The organism is Bradyrhizobium sp. LVM 105, from assembly GCF_003957705.1.
GTDB lineage: Bacteria > Pseudomonadota > Alphaproteobacteria > Rhizobiales > Xanthobacteraceae > Bradyrhizobium > Bradyrhizobium frederickii.
The window spans coordinates 44,564-63,888 of record NZ_QZMV01000004.1 but is presented as its reverse complement, the minus strand read 5'-3'; the positions used below and the strand labels follow the sequence as shown (position 1 = coordinate 63,888).

The 19,325-nt window shown below is 64.8% G+C and carries 20 protein-coding genes; 3 read left to right on the top strand and 17 right to left on the bottom strand.

Features of this window, described 5'->3' with window-relative positions:
• Nucleotides 1–11: 11 nt before the first annotated feature.
• From D6B98_RS12700 to D6B98_RS12680, 5 genes are read right to left on the bottom strand one after another with little or no spacing between them, the layout of a single operon-like run.
• Complete coding sequence (locus D6B98_RS12700) at nt 12–1,055, bottom strand: ABC transporter ATP-binding protein (RefSeq protein WP_126257349.1); 1,044 nt, start codon at nt 1,053–1,055, stop codon at nt 12–14.
• Nucleotides 1,048–2,028 carry an ABC transporter ATP-binding protein gene (locus D6B98_RS12695; RefSeq protein ID WP_126257348.1) on the bottom strand — a complete coding sequence of 327 codons (981 nt, stop codon included), beginning with the start codon at nt 2,026–2,028 and terminating at the stop codon, nt 1,048–1,050. Before D6B98_RS12695 ends, D6B98_RS12700 begins: the two co-directional genes overlap by 8 nt.
• A complete protein-coding gene (locus D6B98_RS12690) occupies nt 2,025–2,846 on the bottom strand; it encodes an ABC transporter permease (RefSeq protein WP_126257347.1) in 822 nt (273 codons plus the stop codon). The genes D6B98_RS12695 and D6B98_RS12690 overlap by 4 nt, the downstream gene beginning before the upstream one ends.
• The gene (locus tag D6B98_RS12685; protein WP_126257796.1) at nt 2,843–3,766 is read right to left on the bottom strand and encodes an ABC transporter permease; all 924 of its coding nucleotides are present in this window, start codon (nt 3,764–3,766) and stop codon (nt 2,843–2,845) included. Before D6B98_RS12685 ends, D6B98_RS12690 begins: the two co-directional genes overlap by 4 nt.
• Before the next feature lie 60 nt (nt 3,767–3,826).
• Complete coding sequence (locus tag D6B98_RS12680) at nt 3,827–5,416, bottom strand: ABC transporter substrate-binding protein (RefSeq protein ID WP_126257346.1); 1,590 nt, start codon at nt 5,414–5,416, stop codon at nt 3,827–3,829.
• Nucleotides 5,417–5,683: 267 nt separating this feature from the next.
• Between D6B98_RS12680 and D6B98_RS12675 the strand changes: the two genes are divergently transcribed.
• Complete coding sequence (locus D6B98_RS12675; protein ID WP_126257345.1) at nt 5,684–6,568, top strand: hypothetical protein; 885 nt, start codon at nt 5,684–5,686, stop codon at nt 6,566–6,568.
• Nucleotides 6,569–6,707: 139 nt separating this feature from the next.
• On the opposite strand, the gene mtnK is transcribed toward D6B98_RS12675, so the two are convergent.
• Nucleotides 6,708–8,018, bottom strand: a complete 1,311-nt coding sequence (gene mtnK / locus D6B98_RS12670) for an S-methyl-5-thioribose kinase (protein ID WP_126257344.1) — start codon at nt 8,016–8,018, stop codon at nt 6,708–6,710.
• Between the two features lie 105 nt (nt 8,019–8,123).
• Nucleotides 8,124–8,303: a hypothetical protein gene (locus tag D6B98_RS12665; protein ID WP_126257343.1), complete on the bottom strand. Its 180-nt coding sequence runs from the start codon at nt 8,301–8,303 to the stop codon at nt 8,124–8,126.
• A 326-nt stretch (nt 8,304–8,629) separates the two neighbouring features.
• On the opposite strand from D6B98_RS12665, the gene D6B98_RS12660 reads away from it, so the two are divergent.
• Nucleotides 8,630–9,097 carry a YidB family protein gene (locus tag D6B98_RS12660; protein WP_126257342.1) on the top strand — a complete coding sequence of 156 codons (468 nt, stop codon included), beginning with the start codon at nt 8,630–8,632 and terminating at the stop codon, nt 9,095–9,097.
• Nucleotides 9,098–9,127: 30 nt separating this feature from the next.
• Nucleotides 9,128–9,391 carry a GlsB/YeaQ/YmgE family stress response membrane protein gene (locus D6B98_RS12655; protein ID WP_126257341.1) on the top strand — a complete coding sequence of 88 codons (264 nt, stop codon included), beginning with the start codon at nt 9,128–9,130 and terminating at the stop codon, nt 9,389–9,391.
• Between the two features lie 88 nt (nt 9,392–9,479).
• Here the strand turns inward: D6B98_RS12655 and D6B98_RS12650 are convergent, their stop codons facing one another.
• From D6B98_RS12650 to D6B98_RS12605, 10 genes are all read right to left on the bottom strand, one after another.
• Entirely contained in the window at nt 9,480–9,827 is a 348-nt protein-coding gene (locus D6B98_RS12650; protein ID WP_126257340.1) for a hypothetical protein, read from the bottom strand.
• Between the two features lie 212 nt (nt 9,828–10,039).
• Nucleotides 10,040–10,315: a DUF1467 family protein gene (locus D6B98_RS12645; RefSeq protein ID WP_126257339.1), complete on the bottom strand. Its 276-nt coding sequence runs from the start codon at nt 10,313–10,315 to the stop codon at nt 10,040–10,042.
• A gap of 9 nt (nt 10,316–10,324) precedes the next feature.
• Complete coding sequence (gene mce, locus D6B98_RS12640; protein WP_126257338.1) at nt 10,325–10,729, bottom strand: methylmalonyl-CoA epimerase; 405 nt, start codon at nt 10,727–10,729, stop codon at nt 10,325–10,327.
• A 12-nt stretch (nt 10,730–10,741) separates the two neighbouring features.
• Nucleotides 10,742–12,412, bottom strand: coding sequence for a ribonuclease J (locus D6B98_RS12635; protein ID WP_164718562.1), 1,671 nt, complete (start codon nt 12,410–12,412; stop codon nt 10,742–10,744).
• The gene (locus D6B98_RS12630) at nt 12,412–13,218 is read right to left on the bottom strand and encodes a biotin--[acetyl-CoA-carboxylase] ligase (RefSeq protein ID WP_126257336.1); all 807 of its coding nucleotides are present in this window, start codon (nt 13,216–13,218) and stop codon (nt 12,412–12,414) included. Before D6B98_RS12630 ends, D6B98_RS12635 begins: the two co-directional genes overlap by 1 nt.
• Nucleotide 13,219: 1 nt before the next feature.
• On the bottom strand, nt 13,220–14,656 hold the full coding sequence (gene nuoN / locus D6B98_RS12625) for an NADH-quinone oxidoreductase subunit NuoN (protein ID WP_126257335.1): 1,437 nt from the start codon (nt 14,654–14,656) through the stop codon (nt 13,220–13,222).
• A gap of 22 nt (nt 14,657–14,678) precedes the next feature.
• Nucleotides 14,679–16,187, bottom strand: coding sequence for an NADH-quinone oxidoreductase subunit M (locus tag D6B98_RS12620; protein WP_126257334.1), 1,509 nt, complete (start codon nt 16,185–16,187; stop codon nt 14,679–14,681).
• A complete protein-coding gene (gene nuoL, locus D6B98_RS12615; RefSeq protein ID WP_126257333.1) occupies nt 16,188–18,263 on the bottom strand; it encodes an NADH-quinone oxidoreductase subunit L in 2,076 nt (691 codons plus the stop codon).
• Between the two features lie 8 nt (nt 18,264–18,271).
• A complete protein-coding gene (gene nuoK / locus D6B98_RS12610; RefSeq protein ID WP_126257332.1) occupies nt 18,272–18,580 on the bottom strand; it encodes an NADH-quinone oxidoreductase subunit NuoK in 309 nt (102 codons plus the stop codon).
• Entirely contained in the window at nt 18,577–19,215 is a 639-nt protein-coding gene (locus D6B98_RS12605; protein ID WP_061027048.1) for an NADH-quinone oxidoreductase subunit J, read from the bottom strand. Before D6B98_RS12605 ends, nuoK begins: the two co-directional genes overlap by 4 nt.
• Nucleotides 19,216–19,325 lie beyond the last annotated feature (110 nt).

Below are 19,325 nucleotides of genomic sequence, written 5' to 3'. Positions count from 1 at the left end.
CTTTCGGCGCATCAGCCCTCCGCCGAGATTAATGCCGACCGCCCGGCAATCTCCTCGCTCCGCCAGCACCGCACCGCATGTCCATCGGCGCGCGTCTCCAGCGCTGGCCCCGGCTCGCTCCGGCACACCGCCTCCGCGTAACGACATCGCGGGCTGAAGGCACAGCCGTTGGGCGGATTGAGCGGGTTGGGAAGGTCGCCGCCCGTCGTCGCCAGCGGGGCGTGGCGCAAGGGATCGGGGATGGCGGCGATCAGGGCCTGCGTGTAGGGGTGCGCCGGCCGCTCGAAGATCTCGCGCCAGTGGCCGTTCTCGACAATGCGGCCGAGATACATCACGGCGACGCGGTCGCTCATGTGCTCGACGACGCCGAGATCGTGGCTGATCATGATGTAGGACAGACCGAGCGTCTCCTTCAGCTCCAGCAGCAGATTGATGATCTGGGCGCGGATCGAGACGTCGAGCGCCGATACCGGCTCATCGCAGATGACGATCTTGGGATTGAGGATCAGGGCCCGGGCAATGCCGATGCGCTGGCGCTGGCCGCCCGAGAACTCGTGCGGGTAGCGGCCGGCCTGCTCGGGCCGCAGGCCGACATGCCGCAGCATGGTGGCAACGCGGTCCTCGATCTCGCTTTTCGCGGTCACGCCGTGCACCCGCAGCGGATCTTCCAGCGTGCGGCGCACGGTCTGGCGCGGATTGAGCGAGGCGTAGGGATCCTGAAACACCATCTGCACGGTACGCGCCAACTCCTTGCGGTCGCCGGATTGCCTGGTCCTGACGACCTCCCCGTCCAGCACGATGCGGCCGCGCGTCGGCGTCAGCAGGCCAAGGATCGACAAGGCGACCGTCGATTTGCCCGAGCCGGACTCGCCGACGAGGCCGAGGCATTCGCCGCGTTTCAGCTCGAGGTCGACACCGTCCACGGCACGAAGCAGCCGCCGGCCGCGGCCCAGCAGGCCGCCGCCCAGCGGAAAATGGACCGCCAGATCCTCGATGCTGAGAATGAGATCGTCGTCCGGCCGCCGCTCACCCGGCATGTTGCGCGGCTCATGCATGGTGATGACACCTCACCAGACCGCCCGCCCCCAGCAAGTCCGTCGCCGGCACGACCGTCCGGCAGATCTCGGTCGCCTGCGCGCAGCGCGGATTGAACCGGCAGCCCTCGGGGAAGTTGGTGATGGCGGGAACGACGCCCGCGATTTCCTGGAGCCTGCCGCGGCCGAGCGCCGCACGGCTGCCGAGCCGTGGCAGCGAGTCGACCAGGCCTTGCGTGTAGGGGTGCGAGGGCGCGCGGAAGATATCCGCCGAACGGCGCTCCTCGACGATGCGGCCGGCATACATCACGGCGACGCGGCGGCAGACATTGGCGACGAGGCCGAGATCGTGGCTGATCATCAGGATCGCCGTTCCCCGCTCGGCGCAGAGATTCCGCATCAGCTCGATGATCTCGGCCTGCACGGTGACGTCGAGCGCGGTGGTCGGCTCGTCGGCGATCAGCAGATCCGGACCGCAGGCCATCGCGATGGCGATCATCACGCGCTGGCGCATGCCGCCGGACAGCTGGTGCGGATAGTCCTTCACCCGCCGCTCCGGCGCAGGCACGCGGACGCTTGCCAGCGCCTCGACCGCCAGCCGGTTGGCTTCCTGCCAGCTCTTGCCCTTGTGCAGCACGAACATCTCGGCGATCTGCCGGCCCACGGGCGAGACCGGGTTCAGCGCCGTCATCGGCTCCTGGAAGATCATGGCGATCCGGTTGCCGCGCAGCTCCCGCTGCCTGGCGGCCGAAAGATGCTGGATCTCCTTGCCCTCGAACCGGATGACGCCGCCGCCGATCGCCAAGGGCGGCCGCAACAGGCCGATCAAGGCGAGCGCCGTGATGCTCTTGCCGCAGCCGGATTCGCCGACGAGGCCGAACGTCTCGCCGCGATCGATGCGGAATGAAACGTCCTCGGCCGCCGCGACTCGGCTCGATCCGACATCGAGATCGAGCCGGAGATTCTCGACTTCGATCAGCGGCGTGCCTGTCATGTACGCCGGCTCCGCGATTGGGGATCGAGAATGTCGCGCAGGCCGTCCCCGAGCAGATTGAGGCCGAGCACGGTCAGGAAGATGGCGAGGCCCGGAAACACCGAGAGCCACGGCGCCGTCGTGATCTGCTCGCGGGCCTCCGACAACATGCTGCCCCAGCTTGGAAAGGGCGGACGGACGCCGAGCCCGAGGAACGACAATGCGGCCTCGGACAACACCGCGCTGCCCATGCCGAGCGTGCCGATGACGATGATCGGCCCGAGCATGTTCGGCAGGAGCTGCGTGATCATGATGCGCAGATCGCCGTAGCCGAGCACGGTCGCCGCCTGCACATAGCCCTGGCTCCGCAGCGACAGCGCCGAGGCCCGCGCGATCCGGCACGTGAAGGACCAGTTGGTCAGCCCGAGCGCGATCAACAGGCTGGTCAGGCCGGGGCCGAGCACCGCCATGATCGCCAGCGCGAAGATCAGCGAAGGGATCGCGAGCATGAGATTGGTCAGAGCGTTGACGAAATCGTCCCACCAGCCGCCAAAATAGCCGGCGCTCAGCCCTAAGGCCACGCCGATGACGCTGTTGATCAGCTGCGAGATGATGCCGACCGTCAGCGAGACCCGGGCGCCGTACACGACGCGGGAATAGATGTCACGGCCCTGATCGTCGGTGCCGAACCACCAGGTCCAGCTCGGCGGCTCCTCCGCGTTCATCAGGTTGGCGTCCATCACGGGATCGGTGTGCGCCAGCCAGGGCGCCAGCAGGCCGACCAGGATCGCCAGCGCGAACAACACGCCACCGATGACGAGATTGGGGCGGAGATTCATGCGTATCTGATCCTGGGATCGATCACGCCGTAGAGCACGTCGATCAGCAGATTGATCGCGAGAAAGGCCATCACCACCACGAGGATGGAGCCCTGGACGGCCGGAATGTCCCGTTGCAGGACGCTGTCGACCAGGAGCGAGCCGATGCCCGGCCAGGAGAACAATTTCTCGACGACGACCGCCTGCCCCATCAACCCGCCGAACTGCAGGCCGACGGTGGTGAGGATGATGACGAGCGCATTGCGCATCACATGCCACTTCACGACCCTGATTTCGCTCATGCCCTTGGAGCGCGCAGTGCGGACGAAATCAGCCGTCATGATCTCCAGGACCGCGGCGCGCGTCGTCCGGGCAAACAGCGCCATCGGCGAGACGCCGAGCGTAACGGCCGGCAGCAGCAGATATTTCAATCCGCCGTCGCCATAGCCGAAACTCGGCAGCCAGCCGAGCTTCAACGCGAACAGGTACATCAGGACGAGGCCGAGCCAGAATTTGGCGATGGATAGGCCCGACACCGCCACGACCATCGCGAGCGTGTCGACGATGCCGCCCGGTTTCAGCGCGGCGATGAAGCCCAGAGGAACGCCGATCAGAATCGCAAAGGCCATGGCCGCGAAGATCAGCTGCAGCGTCGGCCATGCCCGCTTGGCGATCATGGTCGTGACCGGTTCGCGCGTGCGGAACGAGGTGCCGAAATCACCGGTCGCGAGCTTGGCAATGTAGGCGCCGAAACGCACATAGACAGGATCGTCGAGACCGAGCTGCTTCTTCATGCGCAGCTCGACCTGCGGATCGCTGTCGTCGCTCATGGAGGAGACGATGCTGCCCGGAACGACGCTGAACAGCACGAAGACCAGCAGCACGACGGCGAGCACGGTCGGAACGGTTTGCAGCAATCGACGGATCAGGAAGGAGAGCATCGGCACTGTTCCTCTCTCCCTCCATGGCTTGAGGCGATGGAGGGAGCGCGCGAGCGTATGTCACTTCGCGGGCGAGGTCTCGTCGACCCAGAGATCTTCGACGTTCTGATGGGTCAGCTCCGTCGCGTTCAGCTGAATCCCCTTGAGCCATGGCTGCACCGCCATCACCGCCTTGTTGTAGTTGAAGAACCAGACCGGAGCCTCCTCATAGAGCAGCGCATTGGCCTTTTGCAGCAATTCGCTGCGCTTTGCGACGTCGTCGGCCTGCGCTGCCTGATCGACGATCTTGTCGAAATCGGCATTCTTGTAGGCCATGTAGTTGCAGGCCGGTTGCGGCGTCGACGAGTGGAAGCATTTGAGGGCAGCCAGCGGATCCGGGCCACTGGCCTGGGAATAGATGAAGGCCTGGTAGTCGCCGGTGCGAACCACCTCCGCCAGCACGGCGGTCTCGACCTGCTTGACCTTGGCCTTGATGCCGACCTTGTCCAGCATCGGGATCACGGCCGACACGATCGGCAGGCCCCAGCTTTCGTTCGGGCTGGCGGTCCATTCGAACTCGAAGCCGTTGGGATAGCCGGCCTCGGCGAGCAACTGCTTGGCCTTGGCGGGGTCGTAGGGGTAAGGCTTCATGGCCTTGTCGTAGGCGGGCGAGGTCAGCGGCAGCCAGCTGGTGGCGCGATAGGCCTTGCCCTTGACCAGCTTGTTGATGATCAGATCGGTATCGATCGCGTAATTGATCGCCTGCCGCACGCGCTTGTCGGAGAACGGCTTGAACGAGGGATTCATGCCCATGTAGCGTGTGAAGACCTCGGCGACCTCGACGATGGTGCCCTTGAGGGCAGCATCGGACTGATAGGCGACGTATTGCGCAGGTCCCAGCACCGAGGTGTCGATCTCCTTGTTGCGGAAGGCGACGTCGCGGGCCGCGGCTTCGGCCATGATCGACACGACGACCTTGTCGGCGTAGGGCTTGCCGGGCTTGTAGAACCGGTCCCACCGCTCCAGCACGATGCGCGACCCTGGCACGTGCTCGACGAATTTGAACGGTCCGAGGCCGATCGGCTTCTGGATGAAGCTCTCCTTGGCGCCCTCGTCGGCGGGATAGATCGAAGTCAGCGCAGTGAAGAAGTAGAAGCCCGGATCGACCTTCTCGGTCAGCTTCATCTCAATGGTGAAATCGTCGATCTTCTTCAGGCCGGAGATTTCCTTGGCCTGGCCCTTCTCGACCGCGGCGGCACCCTCGATGACACGGACGAAGCGCGCCCCGGGATAGGCCTTGGTGCCGTCCATGATGCGGTTATAGGACCAGATGATATCGTCGGCCGTCATCTTGCGGCCATTGTGGAAATAAGCGTCGTCGCGCAGCTTGAAGGTGTGAACCAGGCCGCCGCCGGAGACCACTTTCTCCTTGGCGAGTTCCAGAACCGGCTTGCCTTCCGCGGAATTCCAGATGTAGAGCGAGCGATGCAGCGCCTTGGCGTAGATCTCGTCCTGGGCGCGTTGCGTGGTGTGAATGTCGAGGCTCGTGAAGCTCGAGCCGTAGGGCGCCGTCATGCGGATGGTTCCGCCCTTGCGCGGCGTCTGGGCCTCCGCCGTTGCGGCGAGCGCCAGCCCCATCCCCGCGATGATTGCGATCATCCTGAACATCATGTGTCCCCCAACAACGCAATTCGATGCCGATAAGAGATTTGATCATTCGCAGCCCATCGAATGCAAGCGTAGTTTTTGCTGGAGAGCAATGTCAGTTCCGAGATGGCGGCGCTTCGGCAAGGAGCTCGGAAGCCAGGTTGCATCCCCCGAGCAGTGCAAGCCGCACTGAGGCGGTGCGTCATCGGGCGACCCGGACGGGTGAACATATTTCCCGGTCAACGCGACCAAGCTCTGGATCGTCATCTGAGCCCTGAGGATTGCCAAAAAATGAAACGCGGAACGTTAGGCGCCTTGCTCGTCGGCAGTCTGGTGGCCGCGACGGCCGCGATGGCGATTCCCGTTACGCCGGACGCTCTCCGTGACAGCCCGACGAACACCATCCAGGTCAGCTGGTCCCACACCACACGGTCCAACGGGTACGTCGACGAGACATGGTGGGCACTCAGGGACCGTTGCGCCCCGGACTTTCTCGGCGAGCGCCTGCTCTGCGACGCCATCGGGCTTCTGGCACGGGCGACAAGCCGGACGTTCGAGGCCAAGATGTCCGACGACATGGGCCTGCCGCTCGCGGAAGATTGGGGCCTGATGACCGCGAAGAATTCACCGTTCATCAGGTCGGCTCACGTCGAAACGCCGCTTGGTGTCGAGGCCGTCCTCGGCTTCTATCGCGCTGCACTCGCAAAGCGCGGCTGGACCGAAGATGACGGTGCGGTCGTCGCGCCCGATCGGGCCGTCGTCGCCTTCACGACGTCAGATGGGCCGGGGCTGCTGCGGCTGGTCCGTCAGGACAACATGACGATTGTCGACCTCTCGCTGCGTAAGCTGTTGGCAGCCACGTCCGCCATCCGGCCGGCGCCGGGCCACGTGATGTTGTTGCTCGGCAACAAGACGGACGAAGCGGCCGACATCACCGTCAATGGGCGAACTATCAAACTGGCGGCTCACGCCGGAGAGAAACTGATCGACTCCGACGTCGCCGCGGACAAATTGCCCGATAGCCAGAAGATCGATCTGTCGCCCGGCACATACAAGGTCACCCTCAAGCTCGACGGCAGCGCGGCCGCGAGCCGGGAGTTCGAGGTCGCGGCCAACGAGGCCTGGGGCCTTCTGGTCGGCCCCGAGGGTGTGCCGCTGCCGATACGGCTGTATTGAGGGCGTCTGTCTCCCCGTCATTGCGAGTGCAGCGACTTGTCCGCCGAAGCCTTGGCGAAGGCGGAAGCAATCCAGAATGTTTCGCGGCGACAGGGCCCCTCGCAATGACGGAGTGTGCGGCATGCCCTCGGCGACGTCTTCAGCCCGACAGTTCCGGCATCCAGTCCCGCAGTTTTCGCGCAGCTCCCGTAACGTCGGCGACCGTCCGGAACGTTCCCGTCTCCACCATCATGGCACGTGCCAGCCGCACCGCGCGCGCTTCGCTGATGGCGCGCATCTTCGGGTCCGCGATCAGCTCGAAGTCGATGTTGTGGGCGAGGCCGAAGATGCGGCGGATGGTCTTTGCGGCGGCGAAGCCGACCGTCTCAGTGAACAGGCGCTGCAGGTAGGCCTGCCGCTCGGCCTCCAGGCGCGCGGCGCCCTTCTCTCCGGCAAAGAGCGAGGCGGGATAGGCGTCGCCGGCAGCGCCGGCGCGCCAGAGCTCGAGGAATTTGCGGGCGAATTCGCTCCAGACCTGCTCGACCGTCTCCAGGACCCAGCCTTCGAAGGCGGCCCGCGCGCCCGGTGAACGCTCGTGACCGGCGGAGGCGAAATAGGCCATCAGGAGGTTGGCGAGCACGGCGCCGACGTCGAACCCCATCGGGCCATAGAACGCGAATTCGGGGTCGATCACCCGCGTCTGGCTCTCCGTGACCATGATCGATCCGGTATGAAGGTCCCCATGCAGCAGCGCCTCCGGGCTTGCCATGAACTTCAGCTTCAGCCGGGAGATCGCGACGTGCAGCTCCATGTCATCGCGCAGCTCCGCAGCGAGGGCATCGAGATACGGCGCGGTCCAGCGGTTCTGCTCGGCGATACGGTAGGGATCGGTGAAGATCAGATCCTCGGTGATCTTGCACAGCGCGTGGTTGCCGGCGAAAGCGGCGATGCCCTCCTTCTTCTCGGCGGCGGACAGCGCGAGGTCGGAGGTGAAGAACAACGTTCGCGCCATGAAGGTGGTGATGTCGCCGACGAAGCCGGGATATTGCGTTCCCGCAACCAGCCCTTTGCGCATGATGATATGGGGCTCGAGCAGCTCCATCACCGTCAGCGCCAGGTTCTCGTTGTGATGCAGCAAGGCCGGCACGAGGCCGGGTGCGAGCTGGGCCTGCTTCGACAGCGCCAGATATTCGTAATGGGCCCGCGACAGCGGCAGCGGCCAGCTTTCGCCGACGAGGCGGACATAGGGCAGCGCCTGCTTGACGGCGACGCCGCCGCGCGCGCCCTTGACGATGAAGACGAGGTTGAGATTGCCGTCGCCGACCTCGGTGATCGTCCAGGACGCCGGCTCGCCGCCCAGCCGGGCCGCGACATCGAAGATCTCTGCAATGTAATCCCGCAAATCGGCTTCATGGAGAATTCGATAACCCTGCCGCCGCGGATCGGCCAACGGTCGAGGCGCTGAACTCATGCCGGTCTCCCCCCACTATGCCGGCGGGAGCAGCTGTTCACTCCCATGTCAGGATTTGAGCCGGCCTTCTTTTCGGATCATCATAGCCAAAAAGCGCGCTGGCGCCTATCGCCACGATCGTTCGACTGAACCGAGCGTATCGATGCGCTGCGCAAGCCAGATCGTGTGGCCGCCGCAATCGCGATCGTCGGCGACATGCGACACGACGCGGAAGCCGTTCCGGCCCAGGAGCGAGCCGATATTCGCAGGCAGCAACGCTCGAAAGCGGTCGAGAGGCTCGCTCAAACAGGCCGCTTTGGGCGCGCTTCTCGATCCAGTCCAATGCCTGGCGCTGGTAGAGATCGATGATCCGGGCGGCGGCTTCCGATGATGACATTTGCGTTCTCGCGTGACGCTTGGTCCTGAGATCGTCCGGCTCCGCCGAGGTCCAGCTGAGATGGGATTTTACTGCCTCCTGCCGTCGTCCCCGGCCAGCCCGTGCCACCCCGTCGTTGCTTCTCTCCCTCGCGACAGAGAGACGCTTCGCCGCAGTGATCATGTGCGATCTCGGGAACTCATGCGTGTTGAGACAGTTTCGCTCTTCTCGGATCTCGGATCTCAAGGAGACGCCAATGGCACGCGGAATGCCTTCCATGACTGCCCTTCTGGCGATGCTGGCCATAGCTGGCTATCAAAACCGCGACAAGCTGGCCGAACTGCTGAAGGGTTCAGGCGCAGGGTCTGCGGGCGGAGGGCCCGCCGGCGGGAGTGCTCAGGAGCCGCTCGGGGGAATGTTGGGCAACCTGGGCGGCATGCTCGGCGCGGGCGGCATCGGGGGGCTGCTCAATGGAGGAATTGGCGAGCTCCTGGAACGATTTAACCAGAATGGCCGGGGCGAGATAGCCGACTCCTGGGTAAAGCCCGGCCCCAACAAGGAGATTACGCCGCCTGAGCTGAAAACTGCCGTTGGCGCCGACGTGCTCGAGAAGCTCGAACAGCAGACGGGGCTCTCTCAAGACGAGATCCTCGCAAGGCTGTCCCGGGAATTGCCGTCGGCAATCGACAAGTACACACCGGACGGGCGCCTGCCGCAGGCTTAACCGCCGCTGCTTAACTTGAAGAGGTTTGAAATGAGCATTCTCTGGACGATCATCATCGGCTTCGTCGCCGGCGTCATAGCCAAATTCATCATGCCCGGGGACAACGAGCCGTCCGGCTTCATCCTGACGACCATCCTCGGGATCGTGGGCGCATTCGTTGCGACCTACCTCGGCCAGGCCCTCGGCTGGTATCGTCCCGGAGAAGGGGCAGGATTGATCGGCGCGGTCGTTGGCGCGATCGTCGTGCTGCTCGTCTACGGAATGATCGCGGGCCGCCAACGCCGACCGATTTGATAGTCTTGCGTGAAAACTGCGTCGAGGCTACGCACTCGCGTCAAGAGATGCACAGTTCGGCGCCGAGTTCACGCGGGACACCGAACAATTACTCCCGCTCCAGGAAGCTCGAGCCGATCTCGGCCTTTCTCTTGATCGGATCGTAATCGCAATAAACGAGATCCGCCACCAGCGTGTAGCTGGCGCTGACGTTGTATTTGTCCAGCTTGACCGAGTTCAGGCCGATCACCGAGGTGCTCTTGCCGCCGTTCCATTTGAACGGTGTCGAGCTCTTGGCCTGCTCGCAGGCCATCACCGCTTCGTTAAAGACGTAGCCCTCGACGAACGCCTTCAGCGTTCGCAGCTGCACCGCCATCTTCCACTCGACATAGCCGATGGCACCGAGCCCGGCGACGATCAGCACCAGCAGCGCGACGACGATGCGTTGAAAAGTCATTTGTGTCCCCCGAAACAATGAGCCAGGCGAAAAATTCTAAGCACGCGGCGAGATGGAGCAAGCGCCGTCCTTCGAGACGACCGCTTCGCGGTCTCCTCAGGATGAGGCTAACGGACATCGCCGCACGTTGAAACTGCGGCCGCGCACTCTGTCCTCATCCTGAGGAGCCCGCGAAGCGGGCGTCTCGAAGGATGGGCCGCACGCAGATAGACCTAGAACGGCATGCCCATCATCTTCGACAGGCGCTCGATCGAGAGAAAGCCGGCGTTATAGGCGACCATGCCGAGGCCGTAGACGATGGCCGAGATGATCGTGGTCCAGATCAGCTTGCGGCCCATCCGGGTCAGGATCGGGGCGCCGGGATCGGTGCCGGGCGCGCCGACGCCGTCCTCGTGCTGGCTGCGCACGCCGAACGGCAGCGTCACGAACAGCGTGACCCACCAGATGACGAAGTAGATCGCGATCGCGGTGGATATCTGGATGGCCATGGGACGGCCTTACGCCTGCTCGATTTCGACCAGCGCGCCGGAAAAATCCTTCGGATGCAGGAACAGCACCGGCTTGCCGTGGGCGCCGATCTTCGGCACGCCGTCACCGAGCACCCTTGCCCCCTCCTTCACCAGCGTGTCGCGCGAGGCGATGATGTCGATGACCTCGTAGCAGACGTGGTGGATGCCGCCGTCGGGGTTGCGCTCGACGAACTTTGCGATCGGCGAGGCCTCGCCGAGCGGCTCGATGAACTCGATCTTGGTATTGGGCAGCGTCGCGAACACGGTGATGACGCCGTGCTCGGGCAGCGGCACGGCGTCCGAGACCTGGGCGCCGAACACGGCGCCGTAGATCCTGGCCGCCTTGACGGCGTCCTTGGTCGCGATCGCGACATGGTTGAGCCGGCCCAGCATGGTTCTCTCCCGTTAGACTGTCAGTACGTGTACCAGACAGGGGGGCTTCTTGCCCCAATGTTCGTTGATGACGGCCCGGACGGCGCGTCGCACCGACTCGGCCAGCGCATCGGCATCGCGGCGGCGCGCCTTCGGCAGGCCCTCGATCGTCGACATCACCGCGTCGAAGACGATGTCGTCGAAGGGCTCGCCCGCCCGGTTCTTCTCGGGGACGCCGACCAGGTCGACCTCGGGATCGTCGGCGAGCTCCCCCTGCTCGGTCATGGCAATGGCGACAAAGGCGCAGCCGGAGAACGCCATGCGCCGCCGCTCGACCACGGCGCGGGACTTGGAATCCTCCAAAATCGTGCCGTCCTTGTAGAGACGCCCCGACGGCACCTCGCCGATAATGCCGGGATCGCCGGGGCCGAGCTTGACGAGGTCGCCGTTGCGGCAGACCAGCACGCGCGGCACGCCGGCGGCGCGCGCCAGCTTGGCGTGCTCGTGCAGATGCAGCGCCTCGCCATGGACGGGGATCAGCAGCTGCGGCCTGGTCCAGGCGATCAGGTCGCGCAATTCGTCGCGGCGGGGGTGGCCGGAGACGTGAACCAGGGCGTCGCGATCGGTGATGATCTCCACGCCCTGCAGCACCAGATTGTTGATGATCGAGCCGACGGCCTTCTCGTTGCCGGGGATGGTGCGCGAGGAGAAGATCACGCTGTCGCCGCGGTTGAGCGTGATCTCGGGATGGTCGTCATTGGCGATGCGCGCCAGCGCGGCGCGCGGCTCGCCCTGGCTGCCCGTGCACAGCGCCAGCACCTTGTCCTGCGGCAGATGGCCGTAGATGTCGGGCGAGCGGAAATTCTGCACGCCGTCGAGATAGCCGGTCTCGCGCGCCACCTGCACCACGCGCTCCATGGCGCGGCCGACAACGACGACCTCGCGGTCGGCGGCCTTGGCGGCGGCCGCCACGGCCTTGATGCGCGCGACGTTGGAGGCGAAGGTCGTCACGGCGACGCGGCCCTTGGCCGATTTCACGAGGTCGATGATGGTCCGGGCGACCTCGGCCTCCGAGGGCGAGCGGCCGTCGCGCACCGCGTTGGTGGAATCGCCGATCAAGGCGAGCAGGCCCGCCTCGCCGAGCTCGCGCAGCCGCTTCTCGTCGGTCGGGCTCCCCAGGGTCGGGGTCGGGTCGATCTTCCAGTCGCCGGTGTGCAGCACCGTGCCGGCCGAGGTGTGGATCGCCAGCGCGTGCGCTTCGGGAATGGAATGCGCGACGGGGATGAATTCGACGTTGAACGGGCCGACGTCGATGCGCCCGCCCGACGGCACCACCGTCACCGGGATCTTCGGCGCGTTGCGCTCGGCGGCGCATTTGGCCTCGAACAGCGCGGCGCTGAACTGCGTCGCATAGATCGGGCATTTCAGCTTCGGCCAGAGGTCGATGATGGCGCCGAAATGGTCCTCGTGGGCATGGGTCAGCACCAGGCCCATCAGGTTCTTGCGTTCCTTCTCCAGGAAGGAGATGTCCGGCATGATCAGGTCGATGCCCGGCAGGTGCTCCTCGTCGCCGAAGGAGACGCCGAGATCGACCGCGAGCCAGGCGCGCTGCTGGCGGCTGCCGAGGCCGTAGATCGACAGGTTCATGCCGATCTCGCCGACGCCGCCGAGCGGCGCAAATACCAGTTCCTCGGGCTTCGCCATCATGCAGCTCCCACCGAGCGGACTGGACCGAAGAACACCTCGCCTGCCGCCACCGGCACGCGGCGGCCCTCCGCGGTTCGGACGATCAGGCAGCCGGTGTCGTCGATGGTGTCGAAAATGCCTTCCAGCGTCATCGTCCCCGTCTGGATCGCGACCCTCTCGCCGAGGCCGGCGGCCCGCTCCAGCCACAGCTTGCGGATTTCGGCAAAGCCGCGTCCATTGTCCCAGATGCCGCGGAACTCGACCCAGGCGTCGGAGAGGGCCGAGAACAGCTCCTCGGCGCTGATCTGGACGCCGAGCGCGGCCAGCGACACCGCGGGCGTCGGGGTGCCCTCGGGCGCTGCGACGACGTTGGTGCCGATGCCGACCACGATGGCGAGGCGATCGCCGACCGCCTCGGCCTCCAGACCGATGCCGACCAGCTTCTTGCCGTTGGCCAGCACGTCATTGGGCCATTTCAAGGCGTAGCGGGGACGGCCCTCGCCGAGGCGGAGCGCGGCCTCGAAGCTGACCTTCTCCAGGGCGGCCTCCTCGGCCAGCCCGGCGGCAAACCCGATGGTGGCGGCAACCGCCGGCGCGACGTCCAGGACTTCGAGGACGCTGGCGGCGAGATTGCCGCGCGGCGCGATCCAGGGGCGCTGACGGCGGCCGCGGCCGGCGGTCTGCTCGGATGTGACGAACCACATCGGGCCGCGTTCGCCGGCCCTGGCGCGCTCGATCGCCTCGGTGTTGGTCGAGCCGGTCCGCTCGAACGCCGCGAGCTTGTAGCCCGCAGATGAGGCGCGAGGACCGAGCGCGAAAGCCATCCTAAAACAGCGACTTTGCCGCGGCGGAGGCGACGCTCACCACGGGACCTGCGAACAGCGCGAACAGGATGTTGAACAGGCCCGCAACCGCCAGCACCGTCTTCACCTCGACCCGCACCGGATCGACCTGTCCGGCCGGCTCGTCGAAATACATCGTCTTGACGATGGCGAGATAATAGTAGGCGCCGACCACGCTGGTCAGCACGCCGATGACGGCGAGCGTGAACAAATTCGCCTTGATGGCGGCGACGAAGACGTACCATTTGGCGAAGAAGCCGGCGAGCGGCGGAATGCCGGCGAGCGAGAACAGCAGCATCGCGAACATGAAGGCGAGCAGCGGATTGGTGCGCGAGAGGCCGGCGAAATCGCTGATCTGCTCGACGGCCTGGCCGTTGCGGCGCATGGCGAGGATGATCGAGAACGAGCCCAGCGTCATCGCGACATAGATCACGATGTACATCAGGACGCCCTGCGCGCCCTCGACCGTGCCGGAGGCAAGGCCGACCAGGGCGAAGCCCATGTGGCCGATCGAGGAATAGGCCATCAGGCGCTTGATGTTGGTCTGGCCGATGGCGGCGAAGGAGCCGAGCGCCATCGAGGCGATCGACACGAACACCAGGATCTGCTGCCACTGCGAGACGATGCCCGGGAAAGCGGTCAGCGTGACGCGAGTGAACACGGCGAGCGCGGCGACCTTCGGCGCCGAGGCGAAGAAGGCGGTGACCGGGGTCGGCGCGCCCTCGTAGACGTCGGGCGTCCACATGTGGAACGGCACCGCCGAAACCTTGAAGCAGAGACCGACGAGCAGGAAGACGAGACCGAACAGCAGGCCGACATTCGAGACCGTCGCGACCGCTGCGATGCCGGTGAAGCTGACCGTGCCGGTGAAGCCGTAGATCAGCGAGGCGCCGTAGAGCAGCATGCCCGAGGACAGCGCGCCGAGCACGAAGTACTTCAGGCCGGCTTCGGTCGACTTGGCGTTGTCACGGTTGGAGGCCGCGACGACATAGAGCGCCAGCGACATCAGCTCAAGGCCGAGATAGAGCGAGATCAGGTCGCCGGCCGAGATCAGCACCATCATGCCGAGCGTCGAGAGCAGCACGAGGATGGCATATTCGAAGATGCGGCGCGACGGGTCGGACAGGAACTCGGTCGACAGGATCAGCGTCACCGCCGAGCCGATCAAAGCCAGGATCTTCATGAAGCGGGCGAAATCGTCGACGATGAAGCTGCCGCCGAAGGTCACATGCTTGCCGGCGGGCAGCATGTATTCGAGCACGCCGACCACGACCAGGAGCACGACCGCCAGCGAGGTGATCGCACCGGTCGTCCCCTGCCCGCGATAGGCGCCCAGCATCAGCAGAGCCATGGCGCCGATCGCGAGCACGATCTCGGGCAGCACCGGCGCCAGTTGATAACCTGCAGTCTCAAAGCTCATGACAATATCCTGACCTGCCCGATCAATGGAGCAGTGCGGCGGCCTTCACGGCCGTCACAGCGGTGTTGTAATTGTTGACGAGTTGCTGGACCGAGGCAGCCGACATGTCGAGCACCGGCTTCGGATAGACGCCGAACAGGATCGTCAGCGCGATCATCGGGAACAGAATCACGCACTCGCGCAAGGTGAGATCCTTCATGCTCGCCAGCGACGGCTTGGTCAGCGCCCCGAACACGACCTTGCGGTAGAGCCACAGCGCATAGGCCGCCGACAGGATCACGCCGAAGCTGGCGAAGAACGCCGTCGGGATCGAGACCTTGAAGGTGCCGAGCAGCGTCATGAACTCGCCGACGAAGCCACTCGTGCCGGGCAGACCGACATTGGCCATGGTGAAGACCATGAACGTCATCGCGTAGAGCGGCATCCGGTTGACGAGGCCGCCATAGGCCGCGATCTCGCGGGTGTGCAGACGGTCGTAGACGACGCCGACGCAGAGGAACAGCGCGCCAGAGACGATGCCGTGCGAGATCATCTGGAACATACCGCCGGCCACGCCCTGCATGGTGCCGGCGAAGATGCCCATGGTGACGAAGCCCATATGCGCCACCGAGGAGTACGCGATCAGCTTCTTCATGTCCTCCTGCATCAGGGCCACCAGCGAGGTGTAGATGATGGCGATGGCCGAGAGCGTGAAGATCAGCGGCGCGAAGTCGTGCGAGGCCAGCGGGAACATCGGCAGCGAGAAGCGCAGGAAGCCGTAGCCGCCCATCTTCAGCAGGATCGCGGCCAGGACCACCGAGCCCGCCGTCGGCGCCTCGACATGCGCGTCGGGCAGCCAGGTGTGCACCGGCCACATCGGCATCTTCACCGCGAAGGAGGCGAAGAAGGCGAGCCAGGCCCAGGTCTGCAACGAGCGCGGCACGGCGGTGTGCATCAGGGTCGGGATGTCGGTGGTGCCGCCGTTCCAGTACAGCGCCATGATGGCGAGCAGCATCAGGACCGAGCCGAGCAGCGTGTAGAGGAAGAACTTGAACGACGCGTAGACCCGGCGCGGGCCGCCCCACACGCCGATGATCAGGAACATCGGGATCAGGCCGCCCTCGAAGAACAAGTAGAACAGCACGAGATCGAGCGCCGAGAAGGTGCCGATCATCAGCGTTTCCAGGATCAGGAACGCCATCATGTATTCGCGGACGCGGTTCGTGATCGCCTTCCAGCTCGCGATGATGCAGAACGGCATCACGGCGGTGGTGAGGATCACCAGCGGCAGCGAGATGCCGTCGACGCCCATGTGGTAGGTGATGCCGGTGGCGAGCCAGTTCGCCTTCTCGACGAACTGGAAGTCGGGATTGGCGGGGTCGAAGCGCATCACCAGGATCACCGAGACCGCGAAGGTGATCAGCGTGGTCCAGAGCGCGATCCAGCGCGAATTGCGCCTGGCCGCCTCGTCGTCGCCGCGGCTCAAGTAAACGATCAGCGCGCCGACCAGCGGCAGGAACGTCGTGACCGAAAGGATGGGCCAGGTTGTCATTTACTGGCCTCCAAAGCCGAACATGAACCAGGTGATCAGGCCGGCGGCACCGATCAGCATGGCGAACGCGTAATGATAGAGATAACCGGTCTGGATCTTCACGACGTTGCGGGTGACGTCCAGCACGCGGGCCGAGACGCCGTCGGGGCCGAAGCCGTCGATGATGAAGCCGTCGCCCTTCTTCCAGAGCTGGTAGCCGATCCACTTCGCCGGACGGACGAAGATGATGTCGTAGAGCTCGTCGAAGTACCATTTGTTGAGCAGGAACTGGTACAGCATCGGCTGCGTCTTCGCGAGCTCGACCGGCAGATAGGGCCGGCGGATGTAGAACAGGTACGAGACGAGGAAGCCCAGCACCATCATCACCGTCGGCAGGAAGGCGATGGTCTGCGGGATGTGGTGCATCTCCTCGATGATGTGCGGGTTCATCTTCACGGACTCGCGGAAGAACTCCTCGACGCCGTGACCGGCGAACAGCTCCTTGAACGGGAACCCTGCGACGAACGAGCCGACCGCGAGCACGCCGATCGGGACCAGGATCCAGAGCGGAGCCTCGTGCGCGGCCTCGTAATGATGCTCGTCATGCGGCTCGCCGTGGAAGGTCTTGAAGATCAGGCGCCAGGAGTAGAACGAGGTCAGGCCGGCGGCGATGATCGTCATCAGGAAGCCGTACACCCCGAACGGATTATGCGAGGCGTAGGCCGCTTCGATGATGGCGTCCTTGGAGAAATATCCGGCCGTGAGCGGGAAGCCGGTCAGCGCCAGCGTGCCGACCACCATCACCGCATAGGTGTAGGGGATCTTCTTCCAGAGGCCGCCCATGTTGCGGATGTCCTGCTCGTGATGCATCGCGTAGATCACCGAGCCGGAGCCTAAGAACAGCAGCGCCTTGAAGAAGGCGTGCGTGAACAGATGGAACATGCCGACCGAATAGGCCCCCGCTCCCATCGCCACGAACATGTAGCCGAGCTGCGAACAGGTCGAGTAGGCGACGATGCGCTTGATGTCGTTCTGGACGAGGCCGATCGTGGCCGCGAAGAACGCCGTGGTCGCACCGAAGAACATCACGACGGCCTGCGCGGTCGGGGCGAGCTCGAACAGCGGCGACAGGCGCGCCACCATGAAAACGCCCGCGGTGACCATGGTCGCGGCATGGATCAGCGCCGAGACCGGCGTCGGGCCTTCCATCGCGTCCGGCAACCAGGTGTGCAGCAGGAACTGCGCCGACTTGCCCATCGCGCCCATGAACAGCAGCAGGCAGGTCAGGGTCAGCGCGTCGGCGTGCCAGCCGAGGAAGTTGATGGTCTTGCCGGTGAGGCCGGGCGCGGCATGGAAGATCGTCTCGAAATCGGTCGAGCCGACCAGCATGAAGACGGCGAAGATGCCGAGCGCAAAGCCGAAGTCGCCGACGCGGTTGACCACGAAAGCCTTGATGGCGGCGGCGTTCGCCGAGGGCTTCTGGTACCAGAAGCCGATCAGCAGGTAGCTGGCGAGACCGACGCCTTCCCAGCCGAAGAACAGCTGAACGAGGTTGTCTGCCGTCACCAGCATCAGCATGGCGAAGGTGAACAGGCTGAGATAGCCGAAGAAGCGCGGCCGGTTCGGGTCCTCGTCCATGTAGCCGATGGAATAGAGGTGCACGAGCGAGGACACGGTGGTCACCACCACCAGCATCACGGCGGTGAGCGTGTCGACCCGCAGCGTCCACCAGACCTGGAGATCGCCGGAGAAGATCCAGGGCAACAGCTGAATGCGGGCGTCATGGTGCATGAAGCCGACATCGACCAGCGTCATCCAGGACAGCGCGGCCGAGACGAACAGCAGCGCCGTCGTGATCAGCTCGGCCGGGCGCGAGCCCGCCGCGGGCGGCTCGGCCGGACCATGGCCGTGATCGTCGTGGCCGTGATCGTCGTGGCCATGGGCGTCATGGGCCGTCGAGGCATGGGCGCCGTGACCGTGGTCGCCGTGATGCTCGACCTCGTCGCCCGAGGGGTTGCGGGCATGCGCGCCCACAAGCGCGATCAGGCCGGCCAAAATGGCGCCCAGCAGAGGCAGGAAAACGATTGCCTGAACCATTTGAGAGCTCAGCCCTTCATCAGATTGACGTCCTCAACCGCGATCGAGCCGCGGTTGCGGAAATAGACCACCAGGATGGCGAGACCGATCGCGGCTTCGGCCGCCGCGACGGTGAGCACCAGCAGCGCGAAGACCTGGCCGACGATATCGCCGAGGAAGGTCGAGAATGCCACGAGGTTGATGTTGACCGAGAGCAGGATCAGCTCGATCGACATCAGGATGATGATGATGTTCTTGCGGTTCAGGAAGATGCCGAGGATGCCGAGCGTGAACAGGATCGCGCCGACCGCCAGATAATGTCCGAGCCCGACCGTCATTTCACCCACTCCGCCGCATCGGCATCCGAGAGCCCCTGCCCCGGCGCCACCTTGCGCATCGCCATCGCCATCTCGGGCGTGCGCGCGTTCTGAACGTTGATGTCTTGCCGCTTCACGCTGGCCTTGTGGCGCAGCGTCAGCACGATGGCGCCGATCATGGCGACCAGGAGCACCATGCCCGAGAGCTGGAAGTAGTGGATGTACTTCGTATAGAGCACGAGCCCGAGGGCCTCGGTGTTGGAAACGTTGGCCGGGATCGCCGCCGTGATCGTCTTGGACACGCCGGGATTGATGACCCAGAAGCCGACGGTGAGCAGCAGCTCGAACAGGAAGATGCCGCCGATCACGAGGCCGACCGGCAGGTACTCGATGAAGCCCTCGCGCAGCTCGAGGAAATCGACGTCGAGCATCATGATCACGAACAGGAACAGCACCGCGACCGCGCCGACATAGACGACGATCAGCATCATGCCCAGGAACTCGGCGCCCATCAGCACGAACAGGCCCGAAGCGTTGACGAAGGCCAGGATCAGGTACAGCACCGAGTGCACGGGATTGCGCGAGACAATCACCATCACGGCCGAGGCGACGCAGACGCCGGCGAACAGATAGAAGAACAGCGCGGGAAGGATCATCGAGAAACTCCCGTCATTCCGGGGCGCGCGAAGCGTGAACCCGGAATCTCGAGATTCCGGGTCTGGTCCTTCGGACCATCCCGGAATGACTTGGAAATCTGGATCATGCC

What these genes read in the sequence shown, in the direction of transcription:
- D6B98_RS12700 (WP_126257349.1), bottom strand. Translation starts at nt 1,055, where the DNA reads ATGCATGAGCCGCGCAACATGCCGGGTGAGCGGCGGCCGGACGACGAT.
- D6B98_RS12695 (WP_126257348.1), bottom strand. Translation starts at nt 2,028, where the DNA reads ATGACAGGCACGCCGCTGATCGAAGTCGAGAATCTCCGGCTCGATCTC.
- D6B98_RS12690 (WP_126257347.1), bottom strand. Translation starts at nt 2,846, where the DNA reads ATGAATCTCCGCCCCAATCTCGTCATCGGTGGCGTGTTGTTCGCGCTG.
- D6B98_RS12685 (WP_126257796.1), bottom strand. Translation starts at nt 3,766, where the DNA reads ATGCTCTCCTTCCTGATCCGTCGATTGCTGCAAACCGTTCCGACCGTG.
- D6B98_RS12680 (WP_126257346.1), bottom strand. Translation starts at nt 5,416, where the DNA reads ATGATGTTCAGGATGATCGCAATCATCGCGGGGATGGGGCTGGCGCTC.
- D6B98_RS12675 (WP_126257345.1), top strand. Translation starts at nt 5,684, where the DNA reads ATGAAACGCGGAACGTTAGGCGCCTTGCTCGTCGGCAGTCTGGTGGCC.
- mtnK (WP_126257344.1), bottom strand. Translation starts at nt 8,018, where the DNA reads ATGAGTTCAGCGCCTCGACCGTTGGCCGATCCGCGGCGGCAGGGTTAT.
- D6B98_RS12660 (WP_126257342.1), top strand. Translation starts at nt 8,630, where the DNA reads ATGGCACGCGGAATGCCTTCCATGACTGCCCTTCTGGCGATGCTGGCC.
- D6B98_RS12655 (WP_126257341.1), top strand. Translation starts at nt 9,128, where the DNA reads ATGAGCATTCTCTGGACGATCATCATCGGCTTCGTCGCCGGCGTCATA.
- D6B98_RS12650 (WP_126257340.1), bottom strand. Translation starts at nt 9,827, where the DNA reads ATGACTTTTCAACGCATCGTCGTCGCGCTGCTGGTGCTGATCGTCGCC.
- D6B98_RS12645 (WP_126257339.1), bottom strand. Translation starts at nt 10,315, where the DNA reads ATGGCCATCCAGATATCCACCGCGATCGCGATCTACTTCGTCATCTGG.
- mce (WP_126257338.1), bottom strand. Translation starts at nt 10,729, where the DNA reads ATGCTGGGCCGGCTCAACCATGTCGCGATCGCGACCAAGGACGCCGTC.
- D6B98_RS12635 (WP_164718562.1), bottom strand. Translation starts at nt 12,412, where the DNA reads ATGGCGAAGCCCGAGGAACTGGTATTTGCGCCGCTCGGCGGCGTCGGC.
- D6B98_RS12630 (WP_126257336.1), bottom strand. Translation starts at nt 13,218, where the DNA reads ATGGCTTTCGCGCTCGGTCCTCGCGCCTCATCTGCGGGCTACAAGCTC.
- nuoN (WP_126257335.1), bottom strand. Translation starts at nt 14,656, where the DNA reads ATGAGCTTTGAGACTGCAGGTTATCAACTGGCGCCGGTGCTGCCCGAG.
- D6B98_RS12620 (WP_126257334.1), bottom strand. Translation starts at nt 16,187, where the DNA reads ATGACAACCTGGCCCATCCTTTCGGTCACGACGTTCCTGCCGCTGGTC.
- nuoL (WP_126257333.1), bottom strand. Translation starts at nt 18,263, where the DNA reads ATGGTTCAGGCAATCGTTTTCCTGCCTCTGCTGGGCGCCATTTTGGCC.
- nuoK (WP_126257332.1), bottom strand. Translation starts at nt 18,580, where the DNA reads ATGACGGTCGGGCTCGGACATTATCTGGCGGTCGGCGCGATCCTGTTC.
- D6B98_RS12605 (WP_061027048.1), bottom strand. Translation starts at nt 19,215, where the DNA reads ATGATCCTTCCCGCGCTGTTCTTCTATCTGTTCGCCGGCGTCTGCGTC.